This window comes from Streptomyces sp. Y2F8-2 (assembly GCF_014905555.1).
Lineage (GTDB): Bacteria > Actinomycetota > Actinomycetes > Streptomycetales > Streptomycetaceae > Streptomyces > Streptomyces cynarae.
In genome coordinates this window covers 243,409-261,966 of record NZ_BNGS01000005.1, presented here as the reverse complement: position 1 = coordinate 261,966, position 18,558 = coordinate 243,409, and the positions used below count along the sequence as shown (strand labels likewise).

The 18,558-nt window shown below is 70.0% G+C and carries 17 protein-coding genes; 9 read left to right on the top strand and 8 right to left on the bottom strand.

Going from position 1 to position 18,558, the window contains the following annotated elements; translation table 11 throughout:
* Positions 1–12 precede the first annotated feature (12 nt).
* The 4 genes from SY2F82_RS18875 (at position 13) to SY2F82_RS18860 (ending at position 4,456) form a co-directional block, all read left to right on the top strand.
* Positions 13–717 (top strand): Crp/Fnr family transcriptional regulator, encoded by a 705-nt coding sequence (locus tag SY2F82_RS18875; protein WP_200420269.1) that lies wholly within the window; start codon positions 13–15, stop codon positions 715–717.
* A gap of 198 nt (positions 718–915) precedes the next feature.
* The gene (locus SY2F82_RS18870) at positions 916–1,620 is read left to right on the top strand and encodes a hypothetical protein (protein WP_200420268.1); all 705 of its coding nucleotides are present in this window, start codon (positions 916–918) and stop codon (positions 1,618–1,620) included.
* Positions 1,617–3,665, top strand: coding sequence for a hypothetical protein (locus tag SY2F82_RS18865; RefSeq protein ID WP_200420267.1), 2,049 nt, complete (start codon positions 1,617–1,619; stop codon positions 3,663–3,665). Before SY2F82_RS18870 ends, SY2F82_RS18865 begins: the two co-directional genes overlap by 4 nt.
* Entirely contained in the window at positions 3,662–4,456 is a 795-nt protein-coding gene (locus SY2F82_RS18860) for a hypothetical protein (RefSeq protein ID WP_094057464.1), read from the top strand. Before SY2F82_RS18865 ends, SY2F82_RS18860 begins: the two co-directional genes overlap by 4 nt.
* 339 nt (positions 4,457–4,795) lie before the next feature.
* Here SY2F82_RS18860 and SY2F82_RS18855 read toward each other — a convergent pair whose 3' ends face one another.
* The 5 genes from SY2F82_RS18855 to SY2F82_RS18835 form a co-directional block, all read right to left on the bottom strand.
* Positions 4,796–5,107: a hypothetical protein gene (locus SY2F82_RS18855; protein ID WP_094057466.1), complete on the bottom strand. Its 312-nt coding sequence runs from the start codon at positions 5,105–5,107 to the stop codon at positions 4,796–4,798.
* A 127-nt stretch (positions 5,108–5,234) separates the two neighbouring features.
* Positions 5,235–6,092: a hypothetical protein gene (locus SY2F82_RS18850; RefSeq protein ID WP_200420266.1), complete on the bottom strand. Its 858-nt coding sequence runs from the start codon at positions 6,090–6,092 to the stop codon at positions 5,235–5,237.
* Positions 6,089–6,802: a ParA family protein gene (locus SY2F82_RS18845; protein WP_200420265.1), complete on the bottom strand. Its 714-nt coding sequence runs from the start codon at positions 6,800–6,802 to the stop codon at positions 6,089–6,091. The genes SY2F82_RS18850 and SY2F82_RS18845 overlap by 4 nt, the downstream gene beginning before the upstream one ends.
* A gap of 84 nt (positions 6,803–6,886) precedes the next feature.
* A complete protein-coding gene (locus SY2F82_RS18840) occupies positions 6,887–7,459 on the bottom strand; it encodes a helix-turn-helix domain-containing protein (RefSeq protein ID WP_200420264.1) in 573 nt (190 codons plus the stop codon).
* Positions 7,456–8,889, bottom strand: coding sequence for a helix-turn-helix domain-containing protein (locus SY2F82_RS18835; protein WP_236041618.1), 1,434 nt, complete (start codon positions 8,887–8,889; stop codon positions 7,456–7,458). The genes SY2F82_RS18840 and SY2F82_RS18835 overlap by 4 nt, the downstream gene beginning before the upstream one ends.
* A 774-nt stretch (positions 8,890–9,663) precedes the next feature.
* Between SY2F82_RS18835 and SY2F82_RS18830 the strand changes: the two genes are divergently transcribed.
* From SY2F82_RS18830 to SY2F82_RS18820, 3 genes are read left to right on the top strand one after another with little or no spacing between them, the layout of a single operon-like run.
* On the top strand, positions 9,664–10,206 hold the full coding sequence (locus SY2F82_RS18830) for a hypothetical protein (protein WP_200420263.1): 543 nt from the start codon (positions 9,664–9,666) through the stop codon (positions 10,204–10,206).
* Between the two features lie 29 nt (positions 10,207–10,235).
* Positions 10,236–10,613, top strand: coding sequence for a DUF3566 domain-containing protein (locus SY2F82_RS18825; protein ID WP_200420262.1), 378 nt, complete (start codon positions 10,236–10,238; stop codon positions 10,611–10,613).
* 43 nt (positions 10,614–10,656) lie between these two features.
* Positions 10,657–11,445, top strand: a complete 789-nt coding sequence (locus SY2F82_RS18820) for a DUF429 domain-containing protein (RefSeq protein ID WP_200420580.1) — start codon at positions 10,657–10,659, stop codon at positions 11,443–11,445.
* An 87-nt stretch (positions 11,446–11,532) separates the two neighbouring features.
* On the opposite strand, the gene SY2F82_RS18815 is transcribed toward SY2F82_RS18820, so the two are convergent.
* The 3 genes from SY2F82_RS18815 to SY2F82_RS18805 form a co-directional block, all read right to left on the bottom strand.
* Positions 11,533–13,506, bottom strand: coding sequence for a collagenase (locus tag SY2F82_RS18815; protein WP_200420261.1), 1,974 nt, complete (start codon positions 13,504–13,506; stop codon positions 11,533–11,535).
* Between the two features lie 191 nt (positions 13,507–13,697).
* A complete protein-coding gene (locus tag SY2F82_RS18810; protein WP_200420260.1) occupies positions 13,698–14,657 on the bottom strand; it encodes a LysR family transcriptional regulator in 960 nt (319 codons plus the stop codon).
* 102 nt (positions 14,658–14,759) lie between these two features.
* Complete coding sequence (locus SY2F82_RS18805) at positions 14,760–15,998, bottom strand: PP2C family protein-serine/threonine phosphatase (protein ID WP_308437774.1); 1,239 nt, start codon at positions 15,996–15,998, stop codon at positions 14,760–14,762.
* Positions 15,999–16,248: 250 nt separating this feature from the next.
* On the opposite strand from SY2F82_RS18805, the gene SY2F82_RS18800 reads away from it, so the two are divergent.
* Together SY2F82_RS18800 and SY2F82_RS18795 are read left to right on the top strand one after the other, a co-directional pair.
* Positions 16,249–17,061, top strand: a complete 813-nt coding sequence (locus tag SY2F82_RS18800; protein WP_200420259.1) for an SAM-dependent methyltransferase — start codon at positions 16,249–16,251, stop codon at positions 17,059–17,061.
* A gap of 407 nt (positions 17,062–17,468) precedes the next feature.
* Positions 17,469–18,458 carry an aldo/keto reductase gene (locus SY2F82_RS18795; RefSeq protein WP_200420258.1) on the top strand — a complete coding sequence of 330 codons (990 nt, stop codon included), beginning with the start codon at positions 17,469–17,471 and terminating at the stop codon, positions 18,456–18,458.
* Positions 18,459–18,558: the final 100 nt, after the last annotated feature.

Here is an 18,558-nt window from a genome sequence, read left to right as displayed (position 1 = left end):
GAGGGCACCGCGATGAACTTCCGCTCACTGGTATCTGTCAACGTCTGGCGTGACCTGGTCGACCGCGGACGTTGGCGGACCTATCCATCCAACTCCGTGCTCCTCGCGCAAGGCGAGTCGCCCGACTGCGTGATCGCATTGGTCGACGGTCTGGTGAAGGTCGTGCAGAGCAACGAAAGCGGCGACGAACTGACACTGACGTTGCGCGGACCGGGCGAAGTCCTCGGGGAAATGGGCGCCTTACTCGGCCGTCCACGCTCAGCCACCGTTACCGCGGCGCGCCGCTGCACCGGAGTCGTGCTGCCCGCTCACGCCTTCCGGGGCTACATGGAGCGGCATCGTCTGGAGACGGTCGTTTACCAGCTGACCGTGGAACGGCTCAACAGCCACGAACGCCTACGGGCAGACCTGGTGCACCTGCCCCCTACGGGACGCGTGGCACGAGTTGTGAGTCACCTCGCGGAAGAAGTCGGCCACCCCCAGGGAGAGGCGGGTCTGCTCGTGGAACTAGGCATGCCTCGCACCGAGCTAGCCACCATGGCGGCCATGCGCCGTTCGTCCGCACTCGCAGCCCTGGGCCAACTCCAGTCAGCCGGCATCCTCACCCTCGGTCGTCGGCGTCTGATCATCACAGACGTGGCCCGCCTCAGGGCAGTCGCCCGGGGCGAAGAGCTTTGTGGTGTGAAAGGCAGAGAGGACGCCGTGCCCGCTATGTGACTCATCGCACGCCCGTACCGTCCAATGCTGGACCCTTTCGTCCCTGCCTCTCCACGAGGGTGGCCTTCGCCGTCATTCGCGGTGAAACACACGCGACGAGAGGAGCGGTACGTGTTGCCGTCTTGGGAGCCGTTGTGGCCCTACCGGGCTGTCCTGGCCGTCGACGCCCGGAACTTCAGTGCGCTGGACAGCAAGGGCATGCAGCAGGTGAACGCCGATATCCCGCCGTTGCTGGCGCAGGCGCTCAGCGTCAGCAACGTGAGCGCTCACTGGGAGCGGCGGATGTTCGGCCAGCACACCGGCGACGGCTACGTCGCCGGCATGGACCCGGAGGTTCTGCCTGCACTGGTGGGCTGCTTCCCCGACGCGCTCCGGCACGCGCTTTCACGCCGACGTGCCGAGGCCCCCGCGGGTGTGCCTCTGCAATTGAGGGTCAGCATTCACGTGGGCCCCCTGCCGCCCAGCGGACTTGGCGTGCCGATGGTGCACACCCACCGGCTCTTGGACGACGACGCGCTGCGGGGCCTGCTCAACCGCGCGAACCCGGAAATCACCAACACCGCAGTGATCATCTCGCAGCGAGTGTACGAGGACGTCTTCGAAAGCGGCTGCGTCAACGGCGACGTCCTGCCTGACCAGTTCGTCCGACACCTGGTGAAGGTGAAGAAGTTCCAGCAGTCGGCCTGGGTGCACATTCCCGGATTCGACTGGGGGCTCGCGGACCCAGACATCTTCGAGCGGCCCGGTACCACCGAACCGGACCGAAAGCCGACGAAGGTTCCCACATCCGCGTGTTCACCTCAGTCGGCGCCTGCGGCACCTGGCGCGGTGACTTTCAGCCAGTACGGCCCCGACGGCGTCCAGGCCTACAACCACTACGGCGCCGGAAGGGGACAGGGATGACTGACCCGGAGCACGCACCACACCTCGGCACGCAGCCAGGCCCGGCACAGACCGAGCCGACCGAGTCGCAAGCTCATCCGGCAACACCACCGGTAGCCACCGGCCAGCCGAACGGCGCCGCACAATCGGAGCCCGTCAACTTCAACCAGTACGGTGAGGGCGGCATCCAGGCGTTCAACGTGCACCTGAACGGCGACCAAGTCCTCCCAGTTCCCATCACCGGCACCGACCCTGCCCTCGCGGCGAGCGAAGACGGCAGGTTCATCCCGCCGCGAAACGCACCCCAGTGGGCACACGCCACCAAGCGTTTGGACGAATGCGGCATTGTCGTACTCTGCGCCCCGCCGGGAAGCGGTCGGCGAACAGCTGCTGTGAAGCTGCTACGCGCCGCGGGGGACGCCCGGCTGACTCTCTTCGACCTTGAACCTGAGTGGTCCAAGCCGTCGACCAATCCGCTGCCGAAGGGCTGGCACGCCGGGTACATCCTCGACCTCTCCGACATCCCCGAGCCGCCGGCCGACCGGTTCGGCGAGGACCTGGCCACGCTGGGAGCGCAGCTGCGGGAACGCGGCTCCTTCCTCGTCGTACTGGCCACGCCAGCGGATTGGTACGGCCATTGGGCGGAGCCCACCCTCGCCTTCACCATCCCGCTGGAGTCTCCCGACGCGCGCCGCCTGGTGGAATCCGAGCTGAAGGCACTTCAGCGCATGGAGCGCCTGGCTTGGCTGAACCGCGCGGAGTTCACCGCCATCTGGTCCGCCAACCCGTCTGCACGCGAGGCACGCCGCCTGGCGCGCCTTGTCAATAGCGCACCCGATGAGGATGCCGTCTCAGCCCTCGTCGATGAGTTCGGCGACTGGCACACCACGGTCGAGGATCTGCTCAGCAAAGACCCGAAAAAGGACAGCGACCCGACACTGCTGTCCACCCGGGTCACGGTGTGGGCGGGCGCCCTGCTGCACGGTGGGCAGCGCAGCTCCGTCATCAAGGCAGCCGACGATCTGCTCACCCGACTCAATGTCTCGCGCGATGCCGCCCACGTCCTCACCGACGCCACCACATCGCGCAGACTGGAGGCCGCACAGATCTCCCGAGACGGCGACCGGGCCTACCACGACAAGACCAAACAGGGACTGCCGGAGGCTCTCCTGCGACACCTGTGGGATGAGTTCCCCACGCAGCACGAGCTGCTACGCAAGTGGGCCACCGACGTTGCCGCGGACCGCGGCATCCCCGAAGAAGATGCGCGGCTGGTCACTCGCGCACTGCTCCGGCTGGCGGTGCACCGCCACGACAGGGCCATCCTGGACGGCTTGGCCAACGGCCTCGCCGGTACTCGCCGCACTCTGGCGGTAGAAACCCTCACCACCGCTGCCGGCGACGCCGAACTCGGCCGCTACGTCAGGGACCGCCTGCGTCAATGGGTGGACACGACCAAGCCGTCGACAGACCGGGTCGATCTGGTCGTCGAGATCTGCGCCGGCAGGTGGGGAGTCGAACAACCGGCCCTTGCCCTGACACGGCTGGGCAAAGCGGCAGGCCACAAGGCCTTCGGTACACCTGCGTTGATCCACGCCTTCGAAGAGCTTGCCCGCCAGCGACCGAACGAGGTCCGCAAAGCCGTCGACCAATGGCTCAGCCACACAGGACTCGAAAGCGAGGACAGGCTGCGCCGGCAGACCCTGGGAGCTTTCCTGGCACTCGTCTCAAGCGACGTGGGAACAGACCTGATCCTCGATGATGCCCAGAAGCCAGAGGCCAGGCAGCGATTCGTCTGGGCATGGCAGGCACTGCTGGCCACGGACGACGCTACTAACGCGACCGAAGCGCACCTCGCGCGCTGGCGGGAGCGCTTCGAAGAAGACGCGGATCGCAGGGAAGCGGTCCTGGACCTTCTTGCGGACATCTTCACTCCGCCGCGCCTTCGCTCCGGCCTCGGACGGCTCATGGTGGCCGAAACGTCCACCCTCCACCCGTTCTGGCAGCAGGTACTCGAACAGGCCGCCCACCGAGACCTTGCGTCCCGGGAGGCATCGGCTCAGTGAAGCCAGGACCCGGCCCGTGGTGGAGCCGGCGGTACAGCCGGATCCGGTGCCAATGGCCCACATCTCTGCCCGGCATCCGATTCAACGCCAGCGGCACGCTCGCCTACCGGGCGGCGGCCCCCATCAAGGCGAGCGGCGCCGCCGCCGTCCGAGCCGCCGCCCGGCTGGCCTTGGACGCTGCCGGGCGCGGCATCACCACGGCTCATCTGCCCGAACAGCTCGACACCGCTCAAGGCAAACTCACCCTGGCAGTGGCTCAGTGGCACGCCGTCCACGACCGCCCTGGCCTCTGGCTGAGGGCACGCATCACCCTAAGGCTCAGCGAGCCGGATGCAGCCCGGGCCCAGACGTTCCAGGATGCCGTGCGGCAGGTAACGCTTGAACTCAGACAGGAGCAGGAACGACGAGAGCGGTTCACAGCAACCGTTCTGACCAAGCCAGATGCCGCGCGCACCTGGTGGCTCGAACGGCACCTTGACGACCTGAACGGTCTTGACTGGGACGCGTTCCGGGAGAAAGTGCTCCCGCTGGTCGGAGCGGCTGACGACACACACACGAAGGCCGAACGAATCGCCCGGCTACTCCTTTACGTCTGGGAGAAGCTGGGGGCCGACCCGGGACAGCATGCACGCTTCACCGCCACCGTGCGCACCGTCTTTGAACAGATGGGGTGGGCCGACGCTGTTCCCTGGCTGCCAGCGGAGGAGTCGGCTGCCGCTGCTCAGCCAGCAGAAAGCGGCGCCAAAGAGGACAAGCGAGACCAGGCCGCCGAGACGGGCGTGGGCCTATGAAGATATCCGCCCTGCGCTGGCTGCTAGACCCGGCAACCAGCCTCCTGGCCCTGCGTCTACGCGCTCAGGAACGCGGATGCATGTCGTACGACGCGGCCTGGCGGCTGGCCAGGGTGACACGTCACCCCGACGAAATGGTGTACCGCCACCACGGGCATCTTGCCGAAGACCCCCATGACGAAGCCAAATAAGCAGAAGGAGCAAGAGGGATCAACTGTTCATCCATCAGATCCTTGGCGGGCTGGAGCCGGCCTGACCTTCGAGCACAACAGGCCGAAACGAAGAGTGGGGCCTGGCAGTCCCTTCGGAAGCTCCCAGGCAGTTTTCGAGCCCAACGGTTCAGATCGCTTCAGTCTCTGGCGGCCGAAGGTCGGGTGGATAGCCCTTAGCACGGAGCCATGTGTCGAGGGCAAGAGCCACGATGTCCCCGTGCGGCACATCCGTGTCGGCGTTGTAGCGGCGAATCCGACGCTGAAGCTGGAGAACTTCTGGGACGGCGTAGTTGAGCTGGCCGCGCTTGGTGTGCCGGTTGCTGACGACTTCCAGAGTGTCCGGGTGCGGCGTAAGAGCGTCGTCGGTTGAATGGGGCTCGGCGTCGAGCGCGTCGGCGATCTCACGCAGTCGGCGGGCGTAGGGGGAGTGATCAGGCACGAGAGCTGCTCCGGTCGGCCCTGCTAGGCGGATAGCTATTCGCCTAGCAGGCTATTGGAATAGTCGGTAGGAGAGGCGGCCACACCCTGGCGTGGGGACGGCCGCCCCTCGTGCACACCGGTGAGATTCAGAAGCCGCGGGCGCTGAGCCACTCGTCCAGCGCGACCGAGACGATATCGCCGATGGGCAGGTGATCGAGTTCGTTGTCGAGCGCGAAGCGCTTGATCCGCTTCTTCAGCTTCAGGGCAGCGGGTACCGACGAGTCGAGGCTCTCTCGCGCGATGATGCGCTGGTTGAGAACGACGGCGACCTCGGGAACGTCGTTGGGACGGCCGGGACCGTGCGCGTACGGTGTCCCCTCGCTGGGCGCCTCCTGCGATCGAGTGTCCTGTTCCTGGTGAGCCCCCGGACCATCGGTCTTCACCGGGAACGTACCGCCTGCCACCGGAGGAACGGCCGGGCGAATGGCCACCTCAACAGCCGGAGCCGCACCAGCAGCCGCGGACGTGACAGTAGGCAGACCGTGCTGCGCAACAGGTTCGGCCAGCTGCGTGGCCTGGACCGCAGGTGCTGCAGGCTCGGCAGCCGGGGCCACAGGCGGCACCTGCCGCTCCACCGGCATCCCGGCGGACTCTGTCCCCGCCACGGGCGCGTCGACGGCCGGGTGAGCCAGCTGACTGGCAGCTGGCTCCGGCACCGGGTCGCGCGGCGCGGCAGTCGGCTGGGCTGAGGTCTGCGCCACTTCGGGCACTGCCTCGGTCCGGCCGTGCGCCGATGCCTCGGCGGGAACTGCGGAAGGAGTGGGCTGAATCTGCGGCTCGCTCGCTGCGGGGTGCCCTTCGCCCTGGGCGGTGGCCTGTTCGGCGGCGTACTGCTCGGGGGTGAGCTCGGCGGCCGGGGGAGGGGGCGGCGGGGCCGCCTTCTTGGCCCCACCGCCGAGGGTGCGACCAGTGCGGCGGGTGGGGGGCTTCATACGCTCGCTCATGCCGTCAGCTCCTTCATCAGCTCGGCGTACTCGCTCAGCTCGGTGGGGATCTCGCCGAAGGCCTCCATGTAGTGCACCCAGGAGTGGATGGTGGTCTCGGCGAGCGGGAACGGCTCGTCGCGGTCCGGGCCGATCCCCTCTCCCACGGTGGGGTGGAGCAGCTGGTCCTTGGCGGTGCGGGGCAGGCTGGTGCGGTCATCGGCCTTCACGAGGACCACGTGGGCGGTGACGTCGCGCTCGTTGCGGGCGGCGGCGCGTTCGGCCTCGTCGAAGGTGGCCACGAGCTTGCGGCGCTCGATCTTGGTGGGGGCGACGGGCACGATCAGCCGGTTCGCCTCGGTGACCGCCTCGTAGAAGATGCGGGCGCTGCCGCCGCCGGCGTCGACCACGATCGCGCCATATTCAGCGCGCTTGGCGCGGATGTACTCGGCGATGTCGTCGAACGGGTACCGCTCGACCACCAGGTTGTCCGGGATGGCGAAGCCTCCGGCCTGGGCGATCTTGAACCAGTCGTAGGCGGACTGGCTGGTGGCGTCGGCGTCCAGCAGCAGCGTCGGCAGGTTCAGGACGACGGCGTAGTAGAGGGCGATGAACCAGGCCGAGGTGGTCTTGCCGGTGCCGCCCTTGAGCATGCCGACGACGATGACGAAGGCGTCCCAAGCACCAGCTGTTGCCGCCGCCAGGGTCTCGGACCGTGTGTTCTCGTTCATGTGTGCGTGATCTCCAGTGGGTTGCTGATGCTTTGGTTGTTCGCCGGGGGCCGGTGATGGGCGGCGCCCGTGGTGTGGGGGCGCTCACGACCGCCTCCGCACGCCGTGGGACCGTCCGCGGTCTTGCCCGGGCCGCATCCGGGTCCCTGCCTGGCGCAGGAGCCGGTAGACGGTTGCTTTGGAGTAGCCGCAGTCGGTCGCCAGTTCCGGGACCGAGGCACCGGCCTCGTACCGCTCCCGCAGTGACAGCGCGAGCCGGTGCCGCTCGGCTGCCCGCTGTGCGGCGCGCAGCCGCAGGGTTTCCTGCGCCGTGCGCGGGGTGCCGCCGGCCTCGATCAGCAGGTGCCGGGCGGCGCGCTTCGTCACGGATGCCGCTGCGGCAAGTTCGGCGAGCGTGGCGCCGTGCTGCTCGTACAGGGCGCGGAGCTGCGTGGCGAGTCGGCGGCGTGCTTGCGGGTCCTGGCGCATTCGGCGGGTCTGCCACGAGGTCCGCATCACGGTTCCGGCACTGCGCAGCCGGTTGAGGACGGTGCCGTAGGAGAGTCCGCTGGCGGCGGCCAGTTCCTGGACGGTGGCACCGGACTCGTACTGCTCACGCAGGGCTTGGGGCGTCACCGCCTTGTTGGCGTCAGGGTCGGCGGGGGGTGGTGAGGTCATGCAGCGGTCTCCCATTCGTTGAGGGCTTCGGCATGGGCGGCTGCCAGCTCGTCGTAACTGCGCTGGTCAGCGGGCGTGATGAGGATCAGCCGACCGTCGGTGGCCACACGCCAGTCGGGGGCGGGGCGGCCCGTGACTGGGTCCAGTACGCGTCCGCCCGGGGCGCACCACGAGAGCGGTACCTCATCGGGGCGGGGAGGGGGCACCAGGACCTGGCGGCCGTCACGGACGAGCACCACGGCTTTGCTGCGGTGCTCGGCAACCCGGTCCAGCAGCGCCCGGTATGCCGCGCGTTCCGCGGCGTGCCGTGCCCTGCGGTGGGCCCCGACGCCCAACGTGCCGTACTGCTGGGCCACGGCGACCCAGCCTTGTGCGAGCTGCGCGGACGGGTCGGGAACGGCGCCCGGCCGGGTTTCCCCGAGGCCTTCCAGGGCGCGCGGCGCGAGGGACCAGGTCTCGCCGTGGTGGTGGACCAGGCCGTGGTCGGCCAGGCGGCGCAGGGTCCGGTAGGCGGTGGCCCGGGAGACCGACGCGGAGCGGACCAGCTCCCCGATGGTCTGGGATGGGCGGGCGCGCAGGGCGCCGAGGATCATGAGGGCGGTGCTGCCGAGGCCGTGGTGGGCGAAGGCGTCGTGGCCCATCAGGCGGCCGATGACGGTGGAGTCGATGTCGGCCCCTGTGTCTGTCTCAGGGGTGTGCCACTCCTCAAGTGCCGGGTCGGGGGGGTACTGAGTGGTCCGGAAACGAGACAGCGCAGCGGGAACGTCGTGACGGCTGGTAGTGCCGTCGCTGATGTACCAGGTGGAGCCCTCCCGGCCGTGGCCGACCCGCAGGCGCCGCAGCCAGCCGCCGGGCTTGAGGACGGTCTCGTATACAGCCCGGAGCGTCGTGCGGGAGATGCCCGCTTCCTCCGCGGTCTGCCGCTCGCTGGCGTGGTGCAGGGGTCCACCGGCGATCTCGGCGAAGGTCAGATGCGCCCGCAGCACCCGCAACGCGGTGCGTCCCCGCTCTCCGGGCCAAGGCGTCGTCTCGATCCGGTCGCGCAACGCGGCGAGCACCTCGCGCGCGTGCTGGCGTGACTCCAGAGGCGCCGTGCTGGCGACCGCCACCGAGGCGCTGGCCCACACACGGTGGATGTAGTCCAGGGCACGGGCCTGCCCCGACCGCACCGCGATGTGCCGGGCGTGCCGTCCGCCCTCGTGGTCGGGGTGCAGCAGCAATCGGGTCAGGTCGTCGACGGTTCCGCCGGCACGGGCCACGTGGCAGGCGATGGCCGCCGTGATCCGGTGCCCGTGCTCCGCCGCGCCCTGACGCGCCCCGCGCAGGGCCACGGTGCGGCCGTCGGAAGCGAGCTTGCTGTAGCTGCCGGTCGCGTAGCGGCCGGTGAGGTCACCGTGGAGGATGAGATCAGCCGCGGCCGGCGTCAGCATGTGAAGGCCCAGCCATCGGCTCTGGTCTGCTGGTCGTCGGGATGCGTCTGCGTGATGGGTCTGCTGTGGCACGTGGGGTCGTCTCGCGAAAGACATGGACGCCACCGGGGCCCGCTAAAACCACGGGTGGTGTCCGGAACCGACCTCCAATCGGTGCCAGCGAAGAGCCTCCAGGATGGCCGTCCTGGAGGCTTTCGTGTGCCTGGCTCCGGCGGAGGCAGGCATCCCCATCGCGGCTCGACCGGGGAGACCGTGAAGGAGTCGGAGTCGTCGGCCTGTCCGACTCCGGACTCCCGGGCCGCTCAGGCGGCAGGAGCAGAGGGGTTGCCTCTGGCTGCCTCTGAGCGACCCGGGTCGATCCGGGGTCGAATCAGAGCGATTTCCTCTGACTGCCTCCGATCGCCTCTGCAACCCGTCCTAGCAGGCCACAGCCGGTTCGGCCCGCAAAGCCGCAGGTCAGGAGGGTGCTTCTGGAGAACCCGGCGTACAGCCCGACTCGCCTGCTCCTGGGGTCCTGACAGGTCGCACTGAACGCACTCCCGTACCGCCACCGGACGGGTACTGCTGCCGGTCCGTGCGTCGTCACCCGAACAGCCTCTGCGGCGCCGCCCGCCCCCGCCCCGCCGTATCGGCCCCGTCCGCACGGTCTTCCCGCACTGTCGCCGGCGTCGAAGGGCTGCTCTCGGCGGCAGTTCGGGATGCAGAGGGACATAGCCGAACATAGCGTCGGCATCGCACAGCGGGTGCCCGTTCGGTGTGGGAGGTCGGTCGGTCATGGGATCTGTCGCCGAGCGGCACAGCCGTCCGCAGGGACCGCTGCTCGTGCGGCGGTGGCGTCAGGCGGCGGAGCGGCATCTCACACCGCTCCAGCGGTCGTTGCTCGTGACATGGATCTCCTTCGGAGTGACCTTCGGCACGGTGCGGATCATCACCCACGGCATCCGGGGCGGATGGCTGCCCTGGGGGAACATCTCAGCGGGCGGCGAGCACCTGCACCACTACAACTTCGGCATCGCCACCCTCGCCGGTGTGGGCCTGATCGCCGTACGCGGTGACGAGCGGGCCATCGGGCACCCCGTCGTCGCGGTCGCCTACGGGTGCGGGAACGCACTGATCCTCGACGAGTTCGCGCTGCTGCTGGACCTGCAGGACGTCTACTGGGCCAAGCAGGGCCGGATCAGCGTCGACGCCTCCATCGGCTTCCTGTCCGCGCTCGGCACGTACCTGACCGCCAAACCCTTCTGGCACGAGGTCGGCCGGATCACACGCCACCACATCGCCACGGCGGCCGAGCGCGGCGTGTCGGCGGCCGTCTGAGCGGCTTGGTGAGGCGTGAGGAGGACCCCATGAGCGCGACCCCCGGCGCTACGGACGGCCGAGGCTCCGGCGGGCTGCGGGACGGGGGTCGCCCCGCGCCGCGCACGCCTCGCGCACGACTGCGGCTGTCGGGGGCCGATCCCTGGTCGGTCATGACGACCAGCTTCCTGATATCGCTCACTCTGGGGGTCTGCTCGATCGTGACCGTCGCTCTGTTGTGGGTGCTGCTGACCGCGGTCGGAGCGGTGACCTGGCGGTCGCTGGGCTGGGCGCTCACCCTCACCGCCGGCATCGCGGTGCTGGAAGTCGCGCTGACCACGGCCCTGGCGACGCTCGCCGCCTTCATCTACAACATGTCGGCAGGCCTCGTGGGCGGCGTCGAGCTGACGGTGACCGAGGACGAGTAGCGGTTGGACCCGGCCGACGTGCTGCGGGAGCATTCCGGGCGTGATGCGACGACAGGCGGTGACGGTCGGTGTAGATCTCGCCGCGAGCGCCCGGCGTACCGCCGTGTGCCGGATGACGTGGGGCGGCGGGCCAGGGGTGACGGCGGAGTTCCTCGAGCCCGAGGGGGACGACGGCCTGCTGGCCGTGATCCGGTCGGCCGACAAGACCGGCCTGGACTGTCCTCTCGGCTGGCCGTCGAGCTTCGTGGCGACGGTCGAGGCGCATCACCGGGGTGAGCGCCTTCCGCTTCCCGCCGGGTACGGGGAACACGCGGATGGAAGGCCGGGTCTTGACCCGCTGCGGTTCCGGCTGACCGACGACATCACCTGGAAGGCGACCGCCATGCGGCCCCCGCTGTCGGTGTCCACCGATCTGCTGGGTGTCGTGGCGCTGCGGGCGGCGCGGCTGCTGGACGCCCTCGCGGCGACGGGGGTGGAGGTGCCCCGGGACGGCTCGGGACCGGTCGCCGAGGTCTACCCGGCTGCCGCGCTCCGGCGCTGGGGGATCCGCCCCGCCGGCAGCTACAAGAGAGCGGTGCTGGAGGCGCGGGCCGTTCGCGAGCACATCATCGGCTCGGTGGAGGCCGGGTTGGGGGCGCCCCTGCCCGGGACCGTCCGGGAGCGGTGCGCCGACAGCCACGACCACCTCGACGCCCTGGTCTGCGCCCTGGTCGCCCGCGCCGTCCTGATCGGGGACACCGTGGGACCGCGTACCGCGGACGAGCGCGCCGCAGCGGCACGGGAGGGCTGGATCCACCTGCCGGGGCCGAACCTCGCCGCACTCCACCGCTGAACCGGCGATGTCGCCGCCCGGGGTTCCGTCCGACCGAATCGAGGAGGCCGGCCGGCTGCCGTGCGGCCGGTCGGCCTGTCGGGCGGACTACCGCCGCGGAGGCGCGTCGCCGTGCCGGAGGCCGCCCGGGCCCGGGCCGGCGCAGGCGCCCGCGGCGCACGCGGTGAGCCAGGTGTCGAAGTCGGCGTCGTAGCGGGCGCCGATGCCGTCGTACACGGCGTAGCCGGCCGGGTAGTCCCCGACCCGGAAGCGGGCGAGCATCCGCCGGATGTCATCCGGGTGCTTTTCGAACATGTAGCGGACCGCGAGGTAGCCCCACGGGTAGGTGCGGGTCACGTCGCTGTTGGCATAGGTGTTCTGGAACAGCGTGCTCAGTGTGTAGGTGTGCCTGCCCGCCTCGGCGACCGCCTGGTCGTCGGTCGTGCCGCGGTAGCTGTAGGAGACGTATTCGGCCAGGCCCTCGATCCACCAGACGTCCGGCACCGCCGTCTGCTGGGAGAAGTCGCCCTTCATGTCGTCGCGGGCGTCCAGGTAGTGCGTGTACTCGTGGTTGAGGTTCCAGATCCGGGCCGTGAAGCCGTCGTCGAATCCCTTTTGGTACATGATCGAAATTGGTTGGTTGCGGGGGTCGGCGGGATCGCCCACCAGGGTGATGCCGCCGTTGTCCGTGCTGACGCCGAAGATGGCTCCCGCGTAGGTCCGGTAGTCGGCGCGGTCGGCGAACACGACGAGCTGGACGGTCGATTCGTACTGGCCGGGTATCGGTCCCTCGTCCTTGACGAGGGCGTGGAAGTACGGGTCCTGGCCGGCCAGGCTCGCGCACGTGGCGTCGAGGTCTGCGGAGGTCAGTGCCTGCGCCCGGATGGTGTGGGTCGCGTCGCAGCTGTGGGTGACGGGCAGCGCCGCCTTCGCCAGTCTGCCGGCGAGGTCGCAGACGCCGTAGTACGAGCAGTGGGCCTTGTCGTAGGAGTCCACCTGGGTCGCGACGGCGACCCACAGCCCGGCTGTGGGCCCGGTGATCCGCGATGCCTTCAACAGGCCCTTGACCAGCGGGCGGACCGTGGTCCGGAGGCCGGGATGCTCGATGTGGCGGGCCAGGACCATGCCCGCGTTGGAGTCCAGGTGGGCACGGTCGGTCCGCAGCAGGCTCCGGTGGTCGAGTGCGAACGTGTGGAGCGTGTCGAGGATGCGGGGGTCGGCGGTGACCGCGTCGACGTAGGCGGTGTTCCAGTTTCCGCGCCACAGGGGCGTGTAGACGTCGTTGACGGCCGCCACCATGCCGGCGACGGCGTCGTAGGAGCTGTTGTACCCGCTCAGCACCCTGCGATAGACGCTCAGGTAACGCCCCTGAAGGCCGGCACTGTCGGTGAGGACGATGACGTCGCCCAGGACGTCGCCGTTCGCGGAGGTGACGTCCCGCGCATGCGGGCGGGCGAAGAAGGCGTCCAGGCCCCGGGCCGTGGCCGTGGTCAGGGCCGTGCCGTAGGGACCGACGTCGGACGGGTTGTTGAACTGCACGTAGTAGCCGGCACGCAGGAACAGGACCAGCTGCCATATGCCGGCCGAGTTGTCGCCGCCGTATCGCCGCGCCGCGTGCGTGAAGGCGTGGGCGACGGTGACCATCTGCGGCTCACGGAAGATCGCGTGCGCGTCGGTACCGGTGACGGCGAACAGGCTGTTGACGCACTCCACGGTCGAGGCTGCGACGAAGGCCACGAGCGCGGACCCACTCCGGCCGCCGAAGTCGGAGGGGACGCAGGGCTTCGCAACGGAGACGGTCTTCGCGCCGGTGGCGGCGGACGGTTCACGCGCGGGCGACTCCGCCCGTAAGGGCGGAAGCCGGTCCGGAGCGGCCCGTCGGCCCTGCACCGCCCGGTCCCAGACGCCGAAGTCCGAGCCGGTCGGAGGCACGGGAGGAGTCGTGGTCCGGGATGCGGCGACGGCGGCGGTGCGGGCCGGGGGTGGGGCGGCTGGCGCCGGTGTCGTCAGGAGGCCGACGGCGGCGGCACAGACGGCGAGGGCGCCGACCACGCGTCTGGGCAGGGCGAAGCGGTAGCGCATCTGGGCTCCTTCACGGATAGATGCGCCTCGGAGGCGGTGATGAGGCGTGAGAGGCACCTTCTCAAGGGCCGGTGGTCCTCACAATGGGGTGTGACATAGCACATTGCGCGGCGGGGCATAACACTTGGCGGGGCATGGCACCTGGCGGGACATGACACCTGGCACGGCATCCGCCCGGATGCTCGCCGGAGCTATGTCACGGTCACGCGCCACGTCCGCGAAGCCCATGTCCGCAGGTGCGGAGAGCGGGCGACGAGATCCTGGTAGGCCGTGGTGGCGGAGACGTAAAGCGTCTCGGCCAGTTCCTCGGGAACCCTGTCGCGCCGCCAGGCCAGCACATAGCGGCACCACAGCGGTGTGCCCGTCAGTGGTTTGACCAGCACGCCCGGCGTCGGCCGGAGTGTCGCCTGCACCAGCGACACGCCGAGGCCGTCGGCGATCATGTGCTGCAACTGCGCCTGGTCGCCGAGGAATTCGTGCACCACCGCGGGTGAGAAGCCGGCCGCCTCGCAGGCCGCGTAGAACACTCCCGGCCAGCCCGCTCCGTCGTCGGGTGTCACGAACCACGCCTCCTCCGCCAGGTCGGCGAGCGAGACCTGGGAGTGGTGTCTGAGCCGGTGACACGTCGGCAGAGCCACGAACGTCGGCTCGGTGACGATCCCCCGGTGTGCCACCGTGGCCGAATGGCGCAACTCCCTGCCCGGGTAGTCCGCGGCGATCGCCGCCTCCACCACGCCCTCCTGAAGGAGCTCGACGATCCGGGAGGACGCGTACACGCTGCTCACCGTGAGCGACACGTCCGGCAGCCGGCGCCGGACCCGCATCACCATGCCCGGCAGAATCGGGGAGTTGGTGGCAGCCACGCGCAGGGCCCTACGCGTTCTCGCAGTGCTCCCGCACGGACGGCGCCCGATCGCCTCCACGCGGGCGAGGACATCCCGCGCCCGGGCCACGACCTCCACGCCGTACCTGGTGAGCCGCACGCCCGATGCGCCGCGCTCGAACAACGGCTCACCGAAGTGGCGCTCGATGCGCCGCAGTTGGGTGCTCATGGCCGGTTGCGAGTACCCCAGGTCCGCCGCGGCCCGCCCCACGCTCCCCGCGTCGGCGATCGCGCAGAGCACGCGCAGGTGCCGGAGCTCCAACTCCATCGGCCCTCTCCCCTCCGCGTCACCGCTCCCGGACGGTACCGGCGGAGGGGAAGCGTTCCATCGCTCCGTCCCGCCCACAAGACGGTGATGAGCCCAGGTCGTTCAGTCCCGCACAGGCGTCAGTTCGGCGAGGAGGACGGTCCGGTCGTCCGTGCCGTCCGTGGCCGGTGTGTCGTGCAGCAGCCGCCGGCCCAGCGCTTGCAGGGCGCCCGGGTCGGTCGAGTCCGCGGACGCTGCGGCGTACGAGTCCAGGAGACCGGCGAGGGCGGCGATGCCCTGGTCGATGTCGGTGTGGCGGGACTCCACCAGGCCGTCGCTGTAGAGCAGCAGCAGCGCGGGTTCGGGAACGTGCAGCACGGTCGGCTCATAGGTGCCCGTGCCGAGGCCGAGCGGCAGGCCGGCGCTGGTGAGCGAGACCGGTGCGGCCCGTCCGTCCGGGCCCCGGATCAGCGGCGGAGGGTGACCGGCGCCGACGAACGTGCAGGTACGCCGTTGCGCGTCCCACTCGGCGTACATACAGGTGGCGAAGGAGGCGCCGGGGGTGTCGCAGGCGAGTGCGTCGAGCCGGCGCATCAGTTCCGCGGGGGCGATGTCGAGGCCCGCCAGAGTACGCACGGCGGTACGCAGCTGGATCATCGCGACCGCCGACTCCGGGCCGTGCCCCATGGCGTCCCCGACGACCAGACCGATTCGGCCGCCCGGCCGGGACAGAACGTCGAACCAGTCGCCCCCGATGATGTTGTCCTGTCCGGCGGGAAGATAGTCGTGGGCGATGCGGCAGCCGTCGAACTCCTGTGCTGTTGCGGGGAGCAGGCTTCGCCGGATGGCCAGAGCCGTGCGGCGCTCACGCTCGTACCGGCGTGCGTTGTCCAGGGCCACGCAGGCCCGCGCGGCCAGCGACTCGACGGCCGCGGCCTCGTCGAGGCGGAAGCGGGCCCGGTGCGGGCCACGACTGCCGACGATGAAACCGACGGCGGTGCCGCGCAGATGCAGCGGCACCACAAGGAAGGAAACCGTCTGCAGGAGCCGGTTGATCCGGGCCGCGTCGCCGCCGGAGGCGGTGAGGCGTTCGGTGGTGTGGGCGTCCACCGCGTCGAGCAGTTGCGTGCGCCGGGTGGCCAGGGCGCGTGCGTAGGGCGTCTCCCGTGGGAAGACGATCACCTCGCCGACCGGCAGTATGCCCTCCCAGTCCTCCGCCGCGTCCGTTCCCACGCGCAGCGCGAGCCGGCGGGCCTCGATCTGCGGCGGGTCCGCGACGGCGTAGACGTTCTCCTCGACGAGCCAGCGCTGCAGCAGGTACACCGATGCCGCGTCGCAGAACCCGGGCGTCAGCGCGTGCACGATATGGCTGCCGGTCAGGTGCAGGTCGAGCTCGGAGCCGATGACGTCGGCCGCCGGGGAGAAGGGAAGTCGACGGGGCGAGCCTGCGGCCGCCGGTGCTTCGCCGAAGTGGCTGCGCGCTTCGTTCCGCAGGGTCGTGCCTTTCCGGGTGGGGGCCGGGTGCTGCCGGCGGCAGGGGATCGCCCCGCCGCGTGGTCGCTGGCAACTATATGATGGGACATCAAGATCATTGTCGATTGGGGGAGTTGGAGTGCCGGGTCACGAGGGTCTCCCGCAGGGCGTCGATCCCGACAAGGCGAGCGTCGCCCGGATGTACGACGCCATGCTGGGCGGGCAGCACAACTTCGCGATCGACCGGGAGGCGCTGGCGGCGTTCACCGCCATCGACCCCCAGGTCCGCACCCTGGCGCGGGCCAACCGCGCCTTTCTTCGGCGGGCCGTGCGCTTCCTGATCGGAGCCGGAGTGCGGCAGTTCATCGACCTCGGCTCGGGCATCCCCACCCAGGGCAACGTCCACGAGGTGGCGCAGGAGGCCAGCCCCGGAGCGCGGGTGATCTACGTGGACAACGACCCGGTGGCCGTGGCGCACAGTGCTTCCCTGCTCGCCGACAACCCGCACGCGGACATCGTCGACGCCGACATCCGAAGGCCGCAGGACGTCCTGTCCTCGCCCCAGGTGCGGAAACTGATCGACTTCGAGGAGCCGGTCGCCGTACTGATGATCACGATCCTGCACTTCATCGCCCCCGAGGAGGACCCGGCCGGCCTCGTGGCCGCCTTCCGGGACGCCGTCCCCGAGGGCAGCTGGCTGGCGATGAGCCATGCCACGAACCAGGACCGGCCGGACACGGCCGCCGCCGTGGGCAAGCTGTACCGGTCCCGGGCCACGTCGCCGGTCACCGCACGCTCCCGCGACGAGATCCTCGCCCTTTTCGACGGCTTCGACCTGGTGGAGCCCGGCCTGGTGCACGTACCGCTGTGGCGCCCGGATCCGGAGGACCCGGTTCCGGACAACCCGCGGGAGTACTGGGTGTACGCGGGCGTGGGCCGCAAGGGCCGCTGAGGGAGCCACGCTCCGGCCGCCGCCTTGACTTCGAGCCCACTCGAAGATCTAGCGTGCACGCCATGGCTCACCGGGAACAGTCGTGGGCGGCGAACGGGCCGTGTGCGGCGAACGGGCCGTGTGCGGCGAACGTGCCGTGGGCGGCGGGCGCCGGGCGGCCGTCTCGCCACATGGTCGCGTGCCGGACCTCGGCGCACGCCGGACTGTGCCGGCTGAGTACCGCCTGCCGGACTCGCCGTATGCGGACCTCCGGGATGCCGCTGCGGCGGATTCGCCGCTCTATGGAGTTGAGGAGGCCGGTGTGCCATGAGGCCGCGGGCACGGTGAGCCGCGGGCACGGTGAGCCTCACGCTTCGCACGCACCCGCGGAGCGAAGGACAGCATCGCAAGGAAGGGCTGAGACGCACATGAAGCAGCGCAGGCTTCGGGACCTGGAGGTTTCCGCCATCGGTCTCGGCTGCATGGGGATGTCCGCCTTCTACGGCACCGCCGACGAGGACGAGGGCATCAGGACCATCCGGCGCGCCCTCGAGCTGGGCGTCACGTTCCTGGACACCGCACAGCTCTACGGCCCGCTCACCAACGAGACGCTGATCGGCCGCGCGATCAAGGGACACCGCGACGAGTACGTGATCGCGACCAAGTTCAACTACCGGATGGACGACGCCGTCCCCGGGGACATCGGCACCATCGGGCGGCAGGACGGCTCGGCCGAGCATGTGCGCAGCTCCGTCCATGGCTCGCTCAAGCGGCTCGGGACCGACTACATCGACCTGTACTACCAGCACCGCGTCGACCCGAACGTGCCGATCGAGGAGACGGTCGGGGCGATGGCTGAGCTGGTCGCGGAGGGCAAGGTACGCCACATCGGCCTCAGCGAGGCGGGGGCGGAGACGCTGCGCCGCGCGAACGCCGTCCACCCGATCACCGCGGTGCAGACCGAGTACTCGCTGTGGTCGCGCGACCCGGAGGCCGCGGTGCTGCCCACCTGCCGTGAGCTGGGGATCGGGTTCGTCCCCTACTCGCCCCTGGGGCGCGGCTTCCTCGCGGGCCGGTTCACCTCGCCGGACGAACTCGACGAGGGAGACTTCCGGCGCAACGGCCCCCGCTTCACCGGGGAGAACCTGAAGGCGAACCTCAGGCTGACCGAGAAGGTCAAGGAGATCGCCACCGAGAAGGGCGTGACGCCGGCGCAGCTCGCTCTCGCCTGGGTGCTCGCGCAGGGTGAGGACCTGGTCCCGATCCCGGGCACCAAGCGCCGCACCTACCTCGAACAGAACGCCGCCGCGGTCGACGTCGAGCTGACGAAGGACGACCTCGCCCGGATCGACGCCGAACTCCCGCCGCCGGCGGGCGACCGCTACGACGAGGCCGGGATGGCGGCCGTCGACCTCTAGAACGGCGGCCGTGGATCTCCCCCACCACCTCAGGGATTGCCCCTGGGCACACGGGTACCCGGTGGTGACCGCGGCGCGGGAGCGCATCCGTGCCGTCGTG

What these genes read in the sequence shown, in the direction of transcription:
- SY2F82_RS18875 (WP_200420269.1), top strand. Translation starts at nt 13, where the DNA reads ATGAACTTCCGCTCACTGGTATCTGTCAACGTCTGGCGTGACCTGGTC.
- SY2F82_RS18870 (WP_200420268.1), top strand. Translation starts at nt 916, where the DNA reads ATGCAGCAGGTGAACGCCGATATCCCGCCGTTGCTGGCGCAGGCGCTC.
- SY2F82_RS18865 (WP_200420267.1), top strand. Translation starts at nt 1,617, where the DNA reads ATGACTGACCCGGAGCACGCACCACACCTCGGCACGCAGCCAGGCCCG.
- SY2F82_RS18850 (WP_200420266.1), bottom strand. Translation starts at nt 6,092, where the DNA reads ATGAGCGAGCGTATGAAGCCCCCCACCCGCCGCACTGGTCGCACCCTC.
- SY2F82_RS18845 (WP_200420265.1), bottom strand. Translation starts at nt 6,802, where the DNA reads ATGAACGAGAACACACGGTCCGAGACCCTGGCGGCGGCAACAGCTGGT.
- SY2F82_RS18840 (WP_200420264.1), bottom strand. Translation starts at nt 7,459, where the DNA reads ATGACCTCACCACCCCCCGCCGACCCTGACGCCAACAAGGCGGTGACG.
- SY2F82_RS18835 (WP_236041618.1), bottom strand. Translation starts at nt 8,889, where the DNA reads ATGCTGACGCCGGCCGCGGCTGATCTCATCCTCCACGGTGACCTCACC.
- SY2F82_RS18830 (WP_200420263.1), top strand. Translation starts at nt 9,664, where the DNA reads ATGGGATCTGTCGCCGAGCGGCACAGCCGTCCGCAGGGACCGCTGCTC.
- SY2F82_RS18825 (WP_200420262.1), top strand. Translation starts at nt 10,236, where the DNA reads ATGAGCGCGACCCCCGGCGCTACGGACGGCCGAGGCTCCGGCGGGCTG.
- SY2F82_RS18820 (WP_200420580.1), top strand. Translation starts at nt 10,657, where the DNA reads ATGCGACGACAGGCGGTGACGGTCGGTGTAGATCTCGCCGCGAGCGCC.
- SY2F82_RS18815 (WP_200420261.1), bottom strand. Translation starts at nt 13,506, where the DNA reads ATGCGCTACCGCTTCGCCCTGCCCAGACGCGTGGTCGGCGCCCTCGCC.
- SY2F82_RS18810 (WP_200420260.1), bottom strand. Translation starts at nt 14,657, where the DNA reads ATGGAGTTGGAGCTCCGGCACCTGCGCGTGCTCTGCGCGATCGCCGAC.
- SY2F82_RS18795 (WP_200420258.1), top strand. Translation starts at nt 17,469, where the DNA reads ATGAAGCAGCGCAGGCTTCGGGACCTGGAGGTTTCCGCCATCGGTCTC.